Annotated in this window: 13 protein-coding genes; 12 read left to right on the top strand and 1 reads right to left on the bottom strand. The window is 36.4% G+C overall.

Going from position 1 to position 18,123, the window contains the following annotated elements:
* Window positions 1-40 precede the first annotated feature (40 nt).
* The 12 genes from EHQ31_RS07305 to EHQ31_RS07360 are packed head-to-tail and all read left to right on the top strand — an operon-like array spanning window position 41 to window position 14,949.
* A complete protein-coding gene (locus tag EHQ31_RS07305) occupies window positions 41-1,300 on the top strand; it encodes an AfsA-related hotdog domain-containing protein (RefSeq protein WP_135574802.1) in 1,260 nt (419 codons plus the stop codon).
* On the top strand, window positions 1,297-2,061 hold the full coding sequence (locus tag EHQ31_RS07310; RefSeq protein ID WP_135574801.1) for an SDR family NAD(P)-dependent oxidoreductase: 765 nt from the start codon (window positions 1,297-1,299) through the stop codon (window positions 2,059-2,061). The genes EHQ31_RS07305 and EHQ31_RS07310 overlap by 4 nt, the downstream gene beginning before the upstream one ends.
* An 8-nt stretch (window positions 2,062-2,069) precedes the next feature.
* Window positions 2,070-7,784, top strand: a complete 5,715-nt coding sequence (locus EHQ31_RS07315) for a protein kinase domain-containing protein (RefSeq protein ID WP_135574800.1) — start codon at window positions 2,070-2,072, stop codon at window positions 7,782-7,784.
* Window positions 7,785-7,792: 8 nt separating this feature from the next.
* Window positions 7,793-8,176 (top strand): holo-ACP synthase, encoded by a 384-nt coding sequence (gene acpS / locus EHQ31_RS07320; protein WP_135574799.1) that lies wholly within the window; start codon window positions 7,793-7,795, stop codon window positions 8,174-8,176.
* The gene (locus tag EHQ31_RS07325; protein ID WP_135574798.1) at window positions 8,173-8,397 is read left to right on the top strand and encodes a hypothetical protein; all 225 of its coding nucleotides are present in this window, start codon (window positions 8,173-8,175) and stop codon (window positions 8,395-8,397) included. The genes acpS and EHQ31_RS07325 overlap by 4 nt, the downstream gene beginning before the upstream one ends.
* Before the next feature lie 5 nt (window positions 8,398-8,402).
* Window positions 8,403-8,771: a bactofilin family protein gene (locus tag EHQ31_RS07330; protein ID WP_002978190.1), complete on the top strand. Its 369-nt coding sequence runs from the start codon at window positions 8,403-8,405 to the stop codon at window positions 8,769-8,771.
* 1 nt (window position 8,772) lies between these two features.
* The gene (locus EHQ31_RS07335) at window positions 8,773-10,554 is read left to right on the top strand and encodes a sensor histidine kinase (protein WP_135574797.1); all 1,782 of its coding nucleotides are present in this window, start codon (window positions 8,773-8,775) and stop codon (window positions 10,552-10,554) included.
* Window positions 10,551-11,408, top strand: coding sequence for an SDR family oxidoreductase (locus EHQ31_RS07340; RefSeq protein ID WP_135574796.1), 858 nt, complete (start codon window positions 10,551-10,553; stop codon window positions 11,406-11,408). The genes EHQ31_RS07335 and EHQ31_RS07340 overlap by 4 nt, the downstream gene beginning before the upstream one ends.
* Window positions 11,409-11,411: 3 nt before the next feature.
* Window positions 11,412-11,777 (top strand): cupin domain-containing protein, encoded by a 366-nt coding sequence (locus EHQ31_RS07345; RefSeq protein ID WP_135574795.1) that lies wholly within the window; start codon window positions 11,412-11,414, stop codon window positions 11,775-11,777.
* Between the two features lie 10 nt (window positions 11,778-11,787).
* Complete coding sequence (locus EHQ31_RS07350; RefSeq protein ID WP_135574794.1) at window positions 11,788-13,020, top strand: PP2C family protein-serine/threonine phosphatase; 1,233 nt, start codon at window positions 11,788-11,790, stop codon at window positions 13,018-13,020.
* Between the two features lie 13 nt (window positions 13,021-13,033).
* Complete coding sequence (locus EHQ31_RS07355) at window positions 13,034-13,912, top strand: acetyltransferase (RefSeq protein ID WP_135574793.1); 879 nt, start codon at window positions 13,034-13,036, stop codon at window positions 13,910-13,912.
* The gene (locus EHQ31_RS07360; RefSeq protein ID WP_135574792.1) at window positions 13,909-14,949 is read left to right on the top strand and encodes an SMP-30/gluconolactonase/LRE family protein; all 1,041 of its coding nucleotides are present in this window, start codon (window positions 13,909-13,911) and stop codon (window positions 14,947-14,949) included. Before EHQ31_RS07355 ends, EHQ31_RS07360 begins: the two co-directional genes overlap by 4 nt.
* 68 nt (window positions 14,950-15,017) lie before the next feature.
* Here the strand turns inward: EHQ31_RS07360 and EHQ31_RS07365 are convergent, their stop codons facing one another.
* Window positions 15,018-18,098 carry a hypothetical protein gene (locus EHQ31_RS07365; RefSeq protein WP_135574791.1) on the bottom strand — a complete coding sequence of 1,027 codons (3,081 nt, stop codon included), beginning with the start codon at window positions 18,096-18,098 and terminating at the stop codon, window positions 15,018-15,020.
* Window positions 18,099-18,123 lie beyond the last annotated feature (25 nt).

The raw sequence follows: 18,123 nt of genomic DNA on the forward strand, positions 1-18,123 counted from the left end.
CTACGGACTAATCCTAAATGTAGATTCCCGGTTGATACTTATGATGGTTTTTGAAAAAGAAGAACTTCCCGCAGTTTTACCTCTAGACAAACGATATACAAGAACATATTTCCAAGACGATAGTTTTGTTTCCAACATTCGAAGAGCACTCCCTCGGATGGTTACATCTTCTATAATGGAAGATCATGTGTTTCCCAATCTTTCTAACGAGGATATTGATTTTCTTCTTCAGTATTATGTAAAAAGAGAGGATTCGAGTGGAAATTATTACCAACTAAAAACAATTCCCTATCGTATTCGTAAAGACTCTGCGGAACGCATTGTAAAAGAATCTGGGATTGATGATATTCAAAAAGAATTTATCAGTAATTTTTATCAGTTTGATACTGAATTACAACAATATGTTCTAAAAGATAAAGTAACAGAATCGGATGAAATTCGCATCCTTCAAATAGTCAAAAGACGAGATTATTATGTGGGGAATGTCGAGAAATCAAAGATATCTGCAATCTTTGAGTCAATCACTGAGATACCGAAAAAAGATACTTTTTTTGCTAATCTTTATGTTCCACCGGGTCATAAATTTTTTTCACCACCCAATTTAAAACATATTTCTGGAATGCAAATTGTGGAAGCTGCTAGACAGTTCGGGATTGCTTGTAACCACATGTTTGGGAAAGTTCCTTTTGAAGATGTCACCTTTTTGTTGTTATATCTTAATTCAGAATTTTTGCAGTATGCAAAAATGAATATGCCAATCAAGTTAAGAGCCATTGCCAAAGAAACTAAACTAAGTAAATTTGGTTATTGGAATTACTCAAAATTGGAAATAACTGCTTACCAAGAGAATCAAGAAATCACAAGAATTGAAATGGCAGCGAGTATTTTGCCATTAAAGGTTTACAAACGCTTAAAAAGTACACAGGAAGAAGTTTACGAAATTGATCCAAGGTTTCGAGTGATGGATCAGTTCAAAAATAATATTTCAATACGAGAAAATGGAAGAAATATAGTTTCTACCATTGAAAATATCTCCAGTTCAGGGTTTATGGTGCGCTGTTCTGGGATACTTCCGGGAGAACTCGCCAATAGTGGGCAACTCGAATTTTTTATGCATTTTGATATTGTCGGTTTTGTTCATGGAACTTGTATTTTATTATGGGTCAAAGAAGACGATAATAATGAAGACACCTTTTTTGCTGGTTTTCGTATTGAATCCATTTCTGAACTCGACCAAGCAAATGTAAAGGAAGCGATCAATCGTTATGGACGTTTGATCGAAGAAAGGGAAATCCAATGAGTGAAAAAAAAGTAGCAATAGTAACTGGTGGAACTTCTGGTCTTGGAAGATCTATCGTATTAGAGTTTGCGAACGCTGGTTATGTGGTTGGGTTTTGCGGAAGACGGAAGCAGGAAGGGGAAGAAACTTTGGCTCTCCTTGAAAAACAAGGTGGCACTGGAATGTTTGTTCGTTGTGATGTCACACAATCGGAAGCAGTTCGTAATTTTATTGAATCAATCGTTGTTAAATATGGATCCATAGATGTTGCGGTAAATAATGCAGGAATTTCTGGAGTTTTGAAAGCGACGGCAGATTATCCATTAGATATATTTGATTCTGTAATGGATGTAAATTTAAAAGGGACTTTTCTTTCTATGCAATTTGAATTAAAACAATTCCTTAGCCAAGGGAAGGGTGGAGTCATAATTAATGTTTCTTCAGCATTAGGGCTTAGAGGAAAAGAAAAAGCTGGTCCTTATTCCATGACAAAACATGGAATCATTGGACTTACTAAATCAGCAGCCTTAGAATATGGTTCTTATGGAATTAGGGTCGTGGCCTTATGTCCTGGAGGGATACAAACTGAAATGGATGATGTGTTTTATGCGAATGTCCCCAATCCAGAAGAAGTAAAAAAAGAAAGAATGAAATCCTATGCTTTAGGTAGGATGGCAACACCTGAAGAAGTATCAAAAACTTGTATTTGGCTTTCATCTGATGGTGCTTCTTTTATTACAGGTGCAGTGATTCCTGTTGACGGCGGAAAAACAGCTAAATAGGAAAATTTGTGTTCACTGTAGGTAAATATAAAGCAATCAAGGAACTTCATTTAGGAAAAAGAAGTTCTGTATACACTGGGGAATCCCCTTCTGGTGAACAAGTCGTAATCAAGTTACTCAACCGTGATTATCCAGATAACCAGGAGATCACCCGTTTTAAAAACGAATTTGAAATATTACGTTCTATTGATTCCCAATATACTTTACGGCCTGTAGAATTAGAGTCTTATCAAAATACAGTTGCGATCGTATTTCCAAATGTTGGTTTTACCGACCTCGCCAAATTACAGTTAAGTGGTAAATATAGCAACATAGCAACTTTTTTGAATATTGCTATTGAGGTATGTAAAGCGCTTATCGATATTCATAAGGCAAAAGTTGTCCACAATGATATCAAAGCTCAAAATATTATTTATAATCCAGATACGGGTTCTCTTAAAATAATTGATTTTGGATCGGCAACACTTCTCACTCATCGAAGTTTTTATCTTCCGATGAACCAGAATCTTACTGGCACACTTGCGCACATCTCCCCTGAACAAACCGGCAGAATGAATCGTACAGTTGATTATCGAACCGATTTTTATTCTTTTGGTGTCACCTTATACCAGTTAATTACAGGAGATTTGCCGTTTTTATACACTGATAGTTTGGAAATGGTTCATGCACACCTTGCAAAAACACCTCTTTCTCCTAGAGAAAGAAGTGGGGCACCAAAGATTGTTTCAGACTTGATTATGAAACTTTTGGAAAAAAATCCAGAAGATCGTTATCAAACAGCAACAGGTTTATTATCCGATTTATCTGCGATTCAATCGGTCTTATTAGAAAGTGGACGTGATTCATTGGATCAGTTCCAAATGGAGCTAGCTAAAAATGATAAATCATCTAGGTTTCAAATTCCCAAAAAACTATATGGAAGAGAATCCCAACTCAAAATATTTGAAGAAAAATTTTTAGATGCAGCAGAAGGTCTGATTGAAATTTTTCTGATTTCTGGTCGTTCTGGGATTGGAAAGTCAGCTCTCATTAATGAAATTCAGAAACCCGTTACAAGAGAAAAAGCTTACTTTACTTCGGGAAAATTTGATTTATATAAAAAGTCAATTCCTTATCGCGCTATAAACTTAGCATTACAGGGGCTTGTTAGGCAATTATTATCCGAAAGTGAGTCTTCGGTAAAAGAGTGGAAGAAAATTTTATCCCATGCTCTTGGTTCTAATGCAAAATTAATTATCGATGTAGTCCCAGAATTGTTGCAGCTGTTAGGTGAACAGCCTATGCCTCCTGAGTTGGATAGTTTTGAAACGGAAAATCGTTTTCACATAGTATTTAGAAAATTTCTTAGAACCATCTGTACTAAAGAACGTCCTGTTGTTTTGTTTTTAGATGATATGCAATGGGCAGATTCATCGAGTATACTTCTTTTGAAGGAAGTATTAACTGATCCTGAAATTTCGCATTTTTTTATTATTTTATCTTATCGAGATAATGAAGTATTACCTACTGATCCTTTTTATAGACTACTAGATGAATTACGTGAAAATAAAGTTTCAATTACTGAAATCCGATTGGAGCCACTTAGGGAACGTGATGTAGCTGAGCTTGTTTCTGATACTCTTGTTGTTCCTGAATCTGAAATAAGACCAATTGCAGAAGTAATTTGGAAAAAAACGAAAGGAAATCCATTTCATGTAAATGAGATGTTTAAAAATCTCTACGAAAGGTCATACATTTATTTTACTGATGACCATTGGTCTTGGGATAAAGATAAAATTGATTCCGTTAATATTTCAGATAATGTCATCGATTTGATTATAGATAAAATTAATTTGCAATCTGCCGAATTGATTGAAGCTCTGAAGTTAACTGCTTGCATCGGAAACTGGTTTCGACATGATATTTACGCGACCATTGCTGAAAGGCCATTCCACAAAGCTTCTATGGATTTAGTTGCCTTAGCCAATGAAGAATTTTTGATTCTTGGAATGGAGGATGCGAATTTTACTCATGATAAAATTCGTGAGGCAATTTATAAGATTATATCGCCAGAAGAAAAAGCAAAACTTCACTATAAAATTGGGAAAACTTATCTTTCTATATTATATAAGTATAAACTTGAGGATCACCTATTTACAATCGTAAACCAATTAAATTTGGGTTCCTCCCAAATGAATACAGAAGAGGAATTTTCTGAATTAAGAATTCTAAATGAAAAAGCAGGTTTTAAAGCTCTTAATTCATCTGCTTATGAAGCTGCATTTACTTTCTTTGATCGAATGGCAGGTTTGATGAAGGATGTTGAATGGAATTTGGATTACGAAAATACATTAAGACTTCATTTAGCTTATGCAAGGTCTGCTTATCTTTCGAAGAATTTTGAGGCGGCGGAGAAGAGTTTTAACTATATACTTAGTTTTGCCCGAAATGATTTAGATAAAATTTTGGTTTATGAATTGCAGTCTTCGATGCTTGTAACGCAAAACAAGATGAAGGAAGTATTGGAAACGCTAAAACAAGCGTTAAAACTAGTTGGGGTGCGATTGCCAAATAAAGCTGGTTCTCTTTCTCCGTTACCTGAAATTCTTAAGTTCAAATTTAAGTTGGGACATAGGTCAATTGATAGTTTAGAAGAATTACCAATTTCGAATGATCCTAAATATCTCGCAATCATGCGTCTCTTAAATGCATGTATTGCTCCTGCTTTTTTGGCGGAACCAAATTTATTCCCTGTGATAGTTTTAAAGTTAGTAAATCATACTTTAAAATATGGCTTATGTGAAATTAGTGCCTTTGGGTTTTGTGCAATGGGTATCATCCAAGGCTCGGGATTAGGAAATTATGAAGATGGTTTAAAGTTTGGTCAGTTAGGTGTTCGTTTGCTCGATACTTTAGATGCAAAAGCATTTCGATGTAGAACATTATTTATGTTTGCTTGTATGATATCTCCTTGGAAAAATCATGCAAGAGAAAGTCGTTCTATATTTTGGGATAGTTTTTTGTCTGGGATGGAAACTGGCGATTTACAATATTCATCCTATTCCCTTAATAATATTCATTTTCAAGGTTTGTTGTTTCGTGAAAATTTAGAAGATTTATATAAAAGCCAACTTCGTTATGATTCCGCATTATTAAGTCTACGTCAAAACCACGCATATCAAGTACATCGCCTTAACTTACAATTAGTTGAAAACATGAGAGGTGAATCGCCTGATCCAATGAATTTGGAAGGTCGATACTTTTCGGAAAACGAAACGGTTTCTGAATGGTTATCTTCCGGTAATGCTAATGCCTTGTTTGATTACTATCTATGTAAATTACGAATTGAATATTTTCTTGGTGATAAAGAAAGAGCATATGAGTTTTCTACAAAATTAGATTCACTAGAAGGCGCAATGTTTGGAATGATGTTTGTTCCAGAACATGTTTTCCTTGGTGCTCTTGTAACATTTGCTTTAATTGTAGATAATCAAATTCCAAAAAGTACTACAAAAGCGGCTCTTAAAAAAAGATTAAATGGATTTGAAAAGAGAATGAAGGTTTGGGCGAAAAGTTCTCCGGAAAACTTTGGACATAAACACCATATCATCTCTGCTCTCATATTATACTTAGCCAATCAAAAGACTCATGCAGTGATCGCTTGTAAAGCAGCCATTTCTTTGGCGCGTGAGTCTAGTAATATTCTCGAAGAGGCCATCGCGAATGAGTTTTTGGTCCGAATGTGGAAAGAAACAGGGTTTGAGCAATACAGTAACTTACATTTGGTGGAAGCGCATTATCGATATGGAAAGTATGGTTTTCTTTCCAAGGTAAAACAATTGGAAGTTAATCATATTTCTTTAAAGAAATATATTGGAAGAAATTTCCGAACCGATTCAACTGATAGTCTATCTTTATTTAGCACTACTAAAGATATTTTTGGCGATGTCGGTTCAAGTTTAGATATCAATACCGTTATTAAAGCTTCGCAAACAATTTCGGGTGAAATTCAACTCAATCGTCTTTTAGAAAAAATGATGAAAATTCTTGTCGAAAATGCTGGTGCAGAAAGAGGTTACTTTATTCTCAAAGCAGAGTCAGGTTGGCAGGTTTTAGCGGAGTCTGAGGTTGAGAAGGAATCAGTGTCAGTTTATTCTGAATCTCCGTTTGCGATTGATTTTCTCGAGCCTGTGGCTTATGTGAATCAAAACAAAATCCCATCGCAAATTATTGGTTATGTGGTGAGAACTGGGCTTGTTGTGATTTGTGGGGATGCCGCAAGGGAAGGTGATTTTAAAAATGATCCTTATGTAAAATCAACTTTACCTAAATCTCTTCTTTGTTATCCAATTTTGAGTCATGGAACTGTCGTTGGGATTGTATATCTGGAGAATAACTTAACAACAGACGCATTTACACCAGGTAGAGTAGAAATTTTAAAAATCCTATCTTCACAAATTGCCGTATCAATTGAAAATTCATTACTTTATACCAACTTGGAACAGAAAGTAGATGAAAGGACTAAAGAATTAAATTTTGCACTAACAGAAGTTCAAGGGTTAAAAGAACAACAAGATGGGGACTATTTTTTGGCTTCCTTGTTGATTGAACCTTTAACGCAAAACCTAGCCAGCTCCTCAAATATGAAAATTCAGTTCCTTACGGAACAAAAGAAAAAGTTTTCTTATAAACAATGGAGTTCTGAAATTGGTGGGGACTTATGCGTCTCCTCCTCCATCTTATTACAGAATAAAAAGTATATTGTAGTTCTGAATGGTGATGCAATGGGTAAGTCTATGCAAGGAGCAAGCGGTGCATTGGTCATTGGTTCTGTTTTTGAAGCGATCATCAAAAGAAACGGACAGTCCGAGGAAGTAAGAGATATTACTCCCGAAAAGTGGGTTAGTAATGCTTATACAGAATTACATAATACCTTAGTAACCTTTGACGGTTCTATGCTTATCTCTATGTTTCTCTGTTTAATTGATGATGAAACTGGATTTTTTTATTTTTTAAATGCTGAACATCCAAGGCCAGTGATATACCGAAAACATCGAACCTTCTTTTTACCGCATAATTATGTTTGTGCGAAGTTAGGACTTTTGGCTTCAAAAAAAGCACTTCAGATAAACACGTTTCAATTGGAAAAAGGTGATATTTTATTAATCGGATCTGATGGGCGTGATGATATTCTGATTGGCTCTGAAGCAGAGATGGAAGTCAACGAAGATGATGAATTATTTTTAAAAACAACTTTGGAAGGTCATGGTGATTTAGAATCGATTCGCGATGCGATCAAAAGTCATGGTGATTTAATCGATGATTTGTCTTTGATTCGAGTCGAATATACTGGCGAAGGATCACCTGTCCAAGTAGCGGTAGGCCATCCTAAGCATTTTGTTTACCTGAGAGCTCTTATTTTATACAAACAAAAAAAATGGAACGAAGTAGAACGTCTTATTTCCAACCATTTTGAATCCATCCATGATGCCCCACTTTCAGTGCAAAAAATTTATTTATACGCAGAGCATAGAATGTCAGCTTTCCCCTTGGAATTTGCAGTAAATTATATTCAAAAAAATCCATCAGACAGCCTAACGCTTTATTACATTGCAGAGTCACTTTTTAAAAACGGAGATTTTTCGGCAGCTTTCGATTATTCTGAGAGAGTGAAACTCAGGCGCCCATACCATAAAGAAAACAATATTTTATTTGCTCGACTCTTGGATCTTCGGCGAAAATAAATCATCTTATGTTATCTGTCGGGAACGACATCGTAGAAAACCATCGAATCCGTGAACTCTTGGAAAAACATGGGGACCGTTTTCTTAAACGGGTTTTTACTGATGAAGAAGTAGAATATTGCCACAAACACAAGGATCCCGTTCCTTTTCTCGCTGGTCGATTTGCCTGCAAAGAAGCCGTTATTAAGGCCCTAAATCTCAATTCAGGGGAAGTGGCCGATATGCGCGAGATTGAACTGGCAGGCACAAATTTTGGTAAAAAAACGCTAGTCATCCGTGGGAAAACTGAGAAGTTTTTCCGAGAGAAAGGATTTACTAAGAGTTCCGTATCCATCAGCCATGCTGACCATTACGCAACTGCCGTTGTCATTTTCTATAAGGAGCCCCTATGATCGCTAGTGATAAAATGAAAGCTGTATTGGTTCACTACAACCACGCTCTCTCGTTATATAAATCGAGAAAGTTCGCGGAAGCGAAAGAAGAGTTCAAAAAAGGATTAGCTATTCTCCCAGAAGACGGCCCCACAAAATTATACATTGAAAGATGTGATGATTATATCGCAGATCCCCCACCAGAAGATTGGGACGGGGTATATAATATGAAAACAAAATAGGAACTATGTCAAAAAAAGAAATGCAACCAACCATCACCGAACACGGAGTTATTGCTACTATTCTCGGAAAAGAAACAGCATTTAGCGGAACTTTAGCTTTTAAAAAACCCTTACAAATTTCCGGTGATTTTACCGGTGAAATCATCTCTGATGGTTATCTTGTCATCAGTGAGGGAGCACGTGTAAAAGCAAATATCAAAGCCGGCACAGTTGTTGTTGGTGGTACCATCATTGGAAATGTTACAGCAACACAAAGATTAGAAATGTTATCCACTGGCAAAGTACAAGGAAACATTCGCACTGCAAAACTTCAAATTGCAGATGGTGTTGTTTTTGATGGAAATTGTGAAATGCTAAGCAGCGAAGAGACTTAGTTTGTGGCAATTTCATCCCTATAGTTTACTTCTTTTTCTAGCTTTTGGCTTCAATCTCGCATTGGGGCTATTCATTCTTAAATCCTTCCGCCTAGACATTGTTAAATATTTATTAGTATTAGTTATCGGTTCCATGATGTGGACCGGATTTTATGGGATAGATTTTGCGTATATAAGTCCGAATTTGCACAGGACTTTTGTGGCATTATTGTATATAGGAGTTGCCATCGCCAATATGGGGATGGTGCTTGTATCTTTAGAATTTACTCAAAACAAACACCTGTTAACCAGAAGATTTTGGGTTTTACTTACGGTCCAACCATTACTGACTATAGCGGTTTGTGTTCTGGATCCTATTTTTAAAACTCTTACGTTGGATACTTATTTAATTACTATCGATGAGCACATTCAATGGATACAAGTGACCAATACAGGAGGTTTTTTTGTATCATACTTCCTATCATTTTTTTGGTCTTCCTTTGTAGCATATTTATTAATTAAGGGAATCTTTGTATCTAAAACTACGGAAAGACGAAGATTTCTTTTGATATTAGTTTCTTATCTGTTTATTTGGATTACTGCCATTTTGCATAAGTTAGGTGTACGTCCATTGCCAGGATTAAACTTGACTGCTGTCATGAGCACAATGCAAGTCATTCTTATTTTTTTCGCCATTGGATACTATCGTATGTTCGACTTAGTCCCTTTGGTACGCGGCGAAATTGTAGATGAGTTAGACGAAGCCGTGGTGATTCTTGATTTTAATAATCGAGTCGTGGACTGGAATATTGCTGCAGAACATTTGTTCTGTACTGCCACAAAGAATGTAAGTTTACTTTCCTATAAATATTTTTTTGCATCCTCTCCAGGAATTATATCTAAACTCGACCATTTATCCGAGAAACGTACACTCACAAAATGGATTTGGGAAAAAGAAGATAAGTATTGGGAAATTACCGCCAAACAAATCCGAGATGCCAATCGGAAAAAAATTGGGATGGTCCTTGTGTTTCGAGATACAACTGAGCAGAGAAATTTAGAAAAACAAATGGCTAATGTCAATCGTGAACTTTTAGTTGCAAATGGAACTAAGGATCGATTTTTATCTATTATTTCTCATGATCTACGAGGGCCACTCGCTGGAATTAAAATGTTACTCAAAGTACTAAATGAGGACATGAAAAAGAAAGAAGATGCTCTTGCTGGAATGACCCAATCCTTAGTAGACGCAACAGAATCGGTTTTTTCATTGTTAGAAAACCTTTTGGAATGGTCTAAGTTGCAACGAGGACAAGAGGAATACCGTCCTCATTATTACAGGTTGGATAACATTGTTAGAGAATGTTTAGAACTATTTGTATTAAGTGCTTCAAACAAAGGGATTACATTTGAAGTGGTTATTCCTTCTCATGCAATAGTATTTTGCGATGATAGAATGATTATTACAGTCATTCGAAACTTGGTTTCTAATGCCTTAAAGTTTAGCCATAGTAATGGGAAAATTTTAATCAATGCAGTTGATATTGGCGAAACATGGCAAGTATCCGTTATAGACTCAGGTGTTGGTATGTCGAAATCAATTTTAAACAAACTATTCAAAGTCGGAGAGGTTATTAAATCTACTGGTACTGGTGGGGAGACCGGCAATGGGATTGGACTTTTACTTTGCCATGAATTTGTTTCGGTAAACGGAGGAATTCTCTTTGCTGATAGTGATGGAGTATCTGGTTCCAGGTTTGTTTTTACCATTCCCAAAAAGATGAAAGAGGAGATTATTTCATGAAAAAGACTATTGTCATTACAGGTGCAACAGATGGAATAGGAAGAGTCTGTGCTCATTCTTTCGCCAAAAATCAAAACGAACTAATATTAGTTGGACGCAATTCAGATAAACTTGCAGCGTTGGTTTACTCTTTGCAAGTAACAGGCGCGACTGTACATTCCTATGTAGCCGACTTATCTTCTGCAAAAGAAACATTCTTATTGTCAGAAACCATTCGCAAGAATCATCCAAAAATTGATGTTTTGCTCAATAACGCAGGTGCTTACTTTGATCAATATTCGCTTACGAAAGAAGGACTTGAGTCGACATTTGCGTTAAACCATTTGAATTATTTTGTTCTATCTCTTGGATTACTTCCTTCTTTAAAAAAAGCAGGAGAATCTCGAATTGTTAACGTTGCATCCAGGGCACATATGGGAGTTTCTTTGGACTTTGATAATTTGTTAGGTGAAAAAGAATATTCCGGCTGGAAACAGTACCAAAGATCAAAACTTATGAATATTTATTTTACCTATGAACTTGCGGAACGATTGAATCAAACAAAAATCACTGTAAACTGTTTACATCCTGGATTCGTAAAAACAAAGTTTGGACAAAATAATGAAGGTTTGGCGAAGATTCTTCTGACTTTTGCCCAAAATATTTTTGCAATCTCTGAAGACAAAGGTGCCGAAACTTCTATTTTTCTTGTTACAGATCCATCAGTAAGTTCCGTTTCAGGAAAATATTTTGTGAAAAAGAAAATGGAAAAAAGTTCGGAACCTTCTTACGATCTAACAGCCAGAAGAAAATTATGGACTTATACAGAAGACCTTCTTAAAAGTAAGTATAATTTCAAATTCCCTGGATTTTAGAATATGGGTTTTAAGCACCAAACAAATCCGATCCATATTCCTGTTCCGGGTGGGAAAACAATCGCAGAACATTTCGGAATTCCTTCGACTGGCAGTTCTGATCTTTCTGTCGCTCACATGGTAGCACCAGCAGGTTGGGGCGAACCATTTCAGTCACCTAACTTTGATGAATGGACTCTTATGGTTCGTGGTAAAAAACAAATCGAAGTAGATGGAAAAGTTATCATTCTTTCTGCAGGAGAATCTATTCTCGTAGAAAAAGGAACTAAAGTTAGATATTCAAACCCGTTTTCCGAAGATGCTGAATATTGGTCTGTTTGTAAACCGGCATTTTCATTGGATTTGGTCAATCGGGAACCTGAAACCTAAGGTAAGAGAAATGGGAACCGAGGAGAAACCAACAGCAGATTTAAGTTTTCTAAAAAAAGAAATGAAATCTGCCTTTTTCCCAAAAGGCTCTCATATCATCGAGCAATATTCGTTAGGCGATTCTTTTTACTTTATCGAATCCGGAACGGTTGAAGTTTGGAAATATTTAGATGAGAGTAAACAAGAAGTTTTAATTATTGGAGATCTAGTCTCTGGAGATTATTTCGGAGAAATAGCACTTATTGATTCTGCTCCTAGAACCGTTAATATTTCTGCAAAGGAAGATTCTACACTCTTCGTATTAACTCGTGAAGATTTTCATCGTTTGTTACAGACTAGTCCAGATCTGACCCTAACACTTCTGAAATTGTTAACTGCGAGAATTCGGAATGCAGAACAAAGAGAAAACCAAGTACTGATTGAAAAAAACAGAGAACTTCGTCTCCAAAATGAAACTTTGGAAGAGATGGTAAAAGAAAGAACGGCAAAGTTAACTCAATCTTTAAGAATTATACAAGAAGATTTAGAAACAGCAAAAACCATTCAAAGAAATATATTACCACTCGGTTTAAAGTATGTTGCCCATTTAGATTTTGGATCACGATTTGAGCCTATGGCAGAAGTCGGTGGTGATATATTCGATGTCATTCGTTTAGAAAAATCAAAAATACGTTTATTTTTAGCAGATGCGATTGGTCACGGAGTGCAAGCGGCATTAATCACAATGGCCATTAAAGCAGAATACGATCATATCAAACACAGTGTTACGAATCCTGCCGATGTTCTATTTGCACTCAATCAAATTTTTAGTGATCGATATGGGAAAAAATCTAACCAGTTTACTGCTGTTGTTGTGGATTTAAATTTGGAAGAAAACCAACTAACTTATTCCTCGGCTGGTCATAACGAACCTTATGTAGTAACAAGAGATAGGATTATTCCGCTGGCTGAGTCTGGGGTCATGTTGGGCTTGGAAAAAGATGTAGAATATTCAAACCATTCAATACCGTTTGGACTGGGTGACCGTCTGTTTATGATCTCTGATGGATATTTGGAGCAAGAAAACAAGGAGGGAATTCTCCTCGGGGAAACCAAATTGCTTTCCAGTTTTGAATCTGCTAAGAGTTTGGATTTAAATCTAACAGATACAATTAATTTGTTAATGGATGATTTTCATTCGTTTAGGGGTGATGCCTCGATGATGGATGATGTGACGATTCTTGGAATCGGAACTACGTATTAATTAGGAGTTTCACTTGGGTTTAATTATTGCTTATTTTTTCTTCCTTTTGAATTTAATTTCAATTATTCCAACAATGTATCCACTATACATCTGGAAGTTGGTGACCACTGGTTCCTTGCGAAGGTTAGGCGACAAGTTACTTTTAAAGGTAGGAGAGATGTGGATCGAAAACAATTATCGCATTTCCCGAATGTTATATGGTGTTCAGTTTGAAGTGGTTGGAGATTCCTTTAAAGATTTAAAAGCAGATGGTCATTACATGATTATTTGTAACCACCAATCATGGTCTGATATTTATATCATACAATCTGTCCTAAATCGTAAAATTCCTCTGATTCGATTTTTTATTAAAGATTCATTGAAATATGTTCCAATTTTGGGACATGCTTGGCTTGCTTTGGACTTTCCTTTTGTAAAAAGAAGTAGCAGGGAACAACTGAAAAAAAATCCAGAACTGGCAAACCAAGATTTAGAAAATGTAAAGAAAGTTTGTGAAAAGTTTGCGGGAATGCCTTTTTCCATTTTGAATTTTCTTGAAGGTCACAGACGAACTCCCGAAAGAGTGCAAAAGTTACTAAAGAAAAATCCATACCAACATTTACTACGTCCTCATAGCGGAGGGATTTCCGTTGTTTCTACAGCACTCAAAAATTCGATTGATGCATTTATTGATTTAACGATTGTATATCCTACAGAAAACCCAAGTTTTTTAGATTTGATGCGTGGAAAAATTCGTAAACTAAAAGTATTCGTGGATGTGGTTCCCGTATCGCAAGTGCCAATTGAAGAGAACGAACAATTTGCACCTATGTCTAAAAAAATGAAACGATGGGTCGACGAACGATGGGCTTTAAAAGATGGTTTGATTGAGAAGGAGAAACACTCAAAATGAAATATCTAGGAATCAATATATTACTGGTAGCTTTATTATTTTCATGTAGAACCTTCGAACCCGTTGCCTATGAGCCACCGATTAAACCTGAACCAGTTGGAATATTTGCACCTAACACAGAATTACAAAAGTCAATTTTACTTGCGATTGGCAAAGTAAAAGGATTGGAGTCTTTAGATGTAGATGCTGATGGAAATATTTATGGTGGAGATAAAGAAGGTCGTATTATACGGATCACTTTAAAAGGTGAAATAAAGACTATCGCAAAAACAGGTGGTCGACCTTTAGGAATCCAGTTTGATAAATTAGGGAATCTAATTATCGCGGATGCATACTGTGGACTATTATCATTAGATAAAACTGGAAAACTAACAGTTCTTGTTTCTGAATATAAGGGAGTCCCTTTTCGGTTTACTGATGATGTTGATATTGCTCAGGATGGAAAAATATATTTTTCCGATGCATCGATTTATGAACAAAAAGAATACTTATATGATCTCTTGGAAGCAAAACCTTATGGACGAGTATTCGTTTATGATCCAAAAACGAAAGAGACGGAACTTCTTGCCGATGGATTGTATTTTGCCAATGGTATTGCTTTGTCTAAGAACGAAGATTTTCTCCTTGTGAATGAAACATATCGTTATAAGGTCACTAAACTTTGGTTAAAAGGTTCTAAAAAAGGAACTAAAGAAACCGTAATTGAAAACCTACCAGGTTTCCCTGATAATATCACTAGAAACGAAAATGGAGAATTTTGGGTGGCATTGTTTACTGTTAGAAATGACAGAATGGATCATATGCATCCATCCCCAGTTGTAAAAAAGATGATTTCTTTTCTTCCAAAATTCCTTTGGCCAAAGGCAGAACCTTATGGTTATGCACTCAAGATGGACGGGAATGGTAAAGTAATTATGACCTTACAAGATCCAGGTGGAGAACACCTAAAAGAAGTTACTAGTGTGATTGAAAAGAAAAGACAATTGTATATTGGTAGTCTCTACAATGACCGCGTAGGAATTTACGTTTTACCTTAGAATATTTGATCATTGGTAGTCTAAAAAGAAAAATAAAACTAATTACCTTAACTTAGTGTTAACATTTGTTAAGGTGTGCAAACTAATTCGTATTCGATTGCACCAAGACTCACGGCACCATCAGCACCAGGCCTTGTTCCGTTACCATTAAAACTATCTGCTAAAATACTGTTTGTCGATTTTGTAATCAAACATGATGTAGTAGATGTTGGTGTGTAATTTGCTGTGGTACCAAAGTTGGAAACAAAATTCGGATTTAAGTTTAAATTATTTCCAAAATTTCCTAAAACACCGAGAGGTGAGACACATACAGCAGTAGATGGGATTCCTCCCCCACAAAGATCTGTATAGTTCATGCTATTCTGAAAAACAAATGTTGCACAGTTATAAAAAACATTGTATTTGATCGCAGTTTGAAGACCTGATCCAGAATTTAAGATACATGCATTTCCCGCTGAATTATCGACTAATAACAAAACATTATTTTGAATATCTGCAGCGCTCGATAAAGCTTTGATAAATATAGGTGCTTCCTTTCCCGCTATAGCCGTGGTTCCACTGCTTATCGTGTTATGATAAATCCTTAAACCAGAAAACATGGAAACTAATTCAATACCATATGCAAGTTGGCTACTTGTTCCATTTTGTATCCAATTGTTAGCGACTAGTGCATTGGAAGGAGTATCCAAATTGATACCAGCAATAGAGGTCGATGTAGTCGTACCTGTGGCTGTTCCGGTCCTAATATAATTGCCTCTGATCCGAGATGTAGCGCTAATACTATTGACTTTAATACCATAAGCGTTTGCGGATGCTGTTGAAGTAGCATTCGCTCCTTCTATGGTATTATTTTCTAAAATAGAAGTCCCCCCGCTACTAATATAAACGCCAGCCGCCGCCGCTGAACCTGTTGTATTGACAGCATTTCCAACATTGATTACATTTTTTCGAATTACATGTCCACCTGTAAGGTACAATCCATAGGATCCAGCAACTCCATTGGTTGTAGTGATGATATTCCCTTGTGTGGTGGAACCAATCTCAATAGCGGAGTTTACTTGGATGCGAATTCCAATAGAATTATTTCCAGCACCAGACTTTAAAATATTTCCCGCTAGTGTTCCATTAGAACCGGCACTTGCACCTGAATTGACTTCAAATGCAATACTATCAGTTGTGGATGTTAAACTCAGATCTTTACTGAGTATGATGTTTCCAGTAATATTGGATACCGTGATGGTGGAGGGCCCAACATATTGCACTCCTTTTGATTTCACACCGCCAAGAGTCGAATCTCCTCCCGAAATAGCATTGAGTAGGAGAATCGGGGAAATGGGAAAAGAGGAAGTCATATACAATCCGATGGATTCACAGCTAGCCAAAGTACATTTTCCTCCATCAACTAAATTTTTAACCAGTAGAGGATTGCTGTTGATGGAACTAACACCATAAGAGCCGCTGATTCCCGTTCCAGCATCAATTGCATTATTAATAAGTCTCACCTTTGCAGTGGAATCTAATAACACTCCTGCCATATAAGGAGCTGTATTGGGTCCTGATTTAATGAAAAATCCAGAAACGGTTGTATCATTAACAATAGTAACATCGCCTACTAATGCAGCGCAAGGAGCCACTTGAGTTGAAGTACTACAACTTGCAGGTGTTGCGATCATTAAAATTTGAGAACTATGTGAGTCTGGATCCCAAGTTCCAAAATTAGATCCAGCTACATAACCTCCGTAAAGTGAAACACCATTAGTAAGCTGAATTTTATCACCAATTACAGTCGAATCGTACCACCCACCTTCTACAAGAACAGCACAATCAAAAGTAGGGCAACCTACTAAATCATTGATTGCTTCTTGGATATTACGTTTGGGTGTGGAAGTTGTTAGACCATCAAAGAAATCATTCCCACTAATTTGAGACACATAACGAATGGTTGACGGAACCAAATAGGGAATATTGACAGTGGTGGATAAAGGTTGTCCGCTGTTACTTATACAATTTAATGTAAGAGTGCTATTACCATATACCCAGGAATCTGTGGGTGCAGGGGAAACTGTGAGTGTATCATCTGTGATGCTAGTTGTGGACAGTGCAAAAAGCACAGGAATCCCTAAGTTAGTGTTGAGCCCTGAAGAACCTGTACAACTTCCAACATTGATGGCAGCAGAAAATTGCAAACGAATACTTTCCGTTGGTTGTAAAATACCACCTAATGAAGGGTTAACATTTAACATACTAAAACAATTTGCTGTAACTGTGATGGATGTGGTAACAACTCCCGTAGAACTAGAAAGCACACATTGGTGGTTTGTGGGTTGAGAAGCAACTTGTAAGTTATAAGTATTATTGATTACAACATCTGTAGGAAACATATGGGTTCCATTGGATGTTATAGTTAGGAGTTCTGAATTATTATTTCGTATCGCTAATGTTCCTGAAGACAAACCCACAACATTCACTTCAATTGGAAATGCAGTCGAAGTACAAACAATATTGATATTAGTTATATCTGCACCGGCGATTACGCCAACACCATTGGTGGTCACACAGTTTTGCACAGGATGGTTAGGTTGGGTTGTCACAGATACGTTGTAAGATGTTCCATCCAAATAGGTTTGTGTAAAAGCAAAGGTTCCGGAAGCAACGGCCACACTCAATGTGGCACCATCAAATGAGTTGGTAAGAATTAGCCCTGTGATTCCAGAAAGGCCAGTGATTGTACCTGAAAGTGTATAACGCAAAGGATCACAATTTACTATGATAGAGTCGATGTTTCCATGTCCGACAACACCTGTTCCTCCACTGACAGAACATGTTTGAGTGGGGAGAGTGGGTTGTGTTTGGATGGAAACGTTAAAGTTATTTCCTGTACTAAGAACCGTAGAAAAATCATATTTCCCATCTGCATTTATAGTGAGGGATTCGGTTCCTGAATTTAGATTTACGACCAGTCCTGTGCCAAGAAGACCAGAGACAGTAAAAGAAATTTTGAATGGTCCTGATGGACCAGAATTTGTTAAACTATTGAATTGAAGAAAGTCTGTGACTGATTGTAAAAAACTTTTAGAAAGACTGGGAATACAAGCCTGGAATAAAAATGTGGGGATTAAAATTGAATTCCTTAAAAATTTTCCAAACATACTTTATCTCTCTATTCAATACAAC

The sequence above is a fragment of the Leptospira montravelensis genome (assembly GCF_004770045.1).
Classification (GTDB): domain Bacteria; phylum Spirochaetota; class Leptospiria; order Leptospirales; family Leptospiraceae; genus Leptospira_A; species Leptospira_A montravelensis.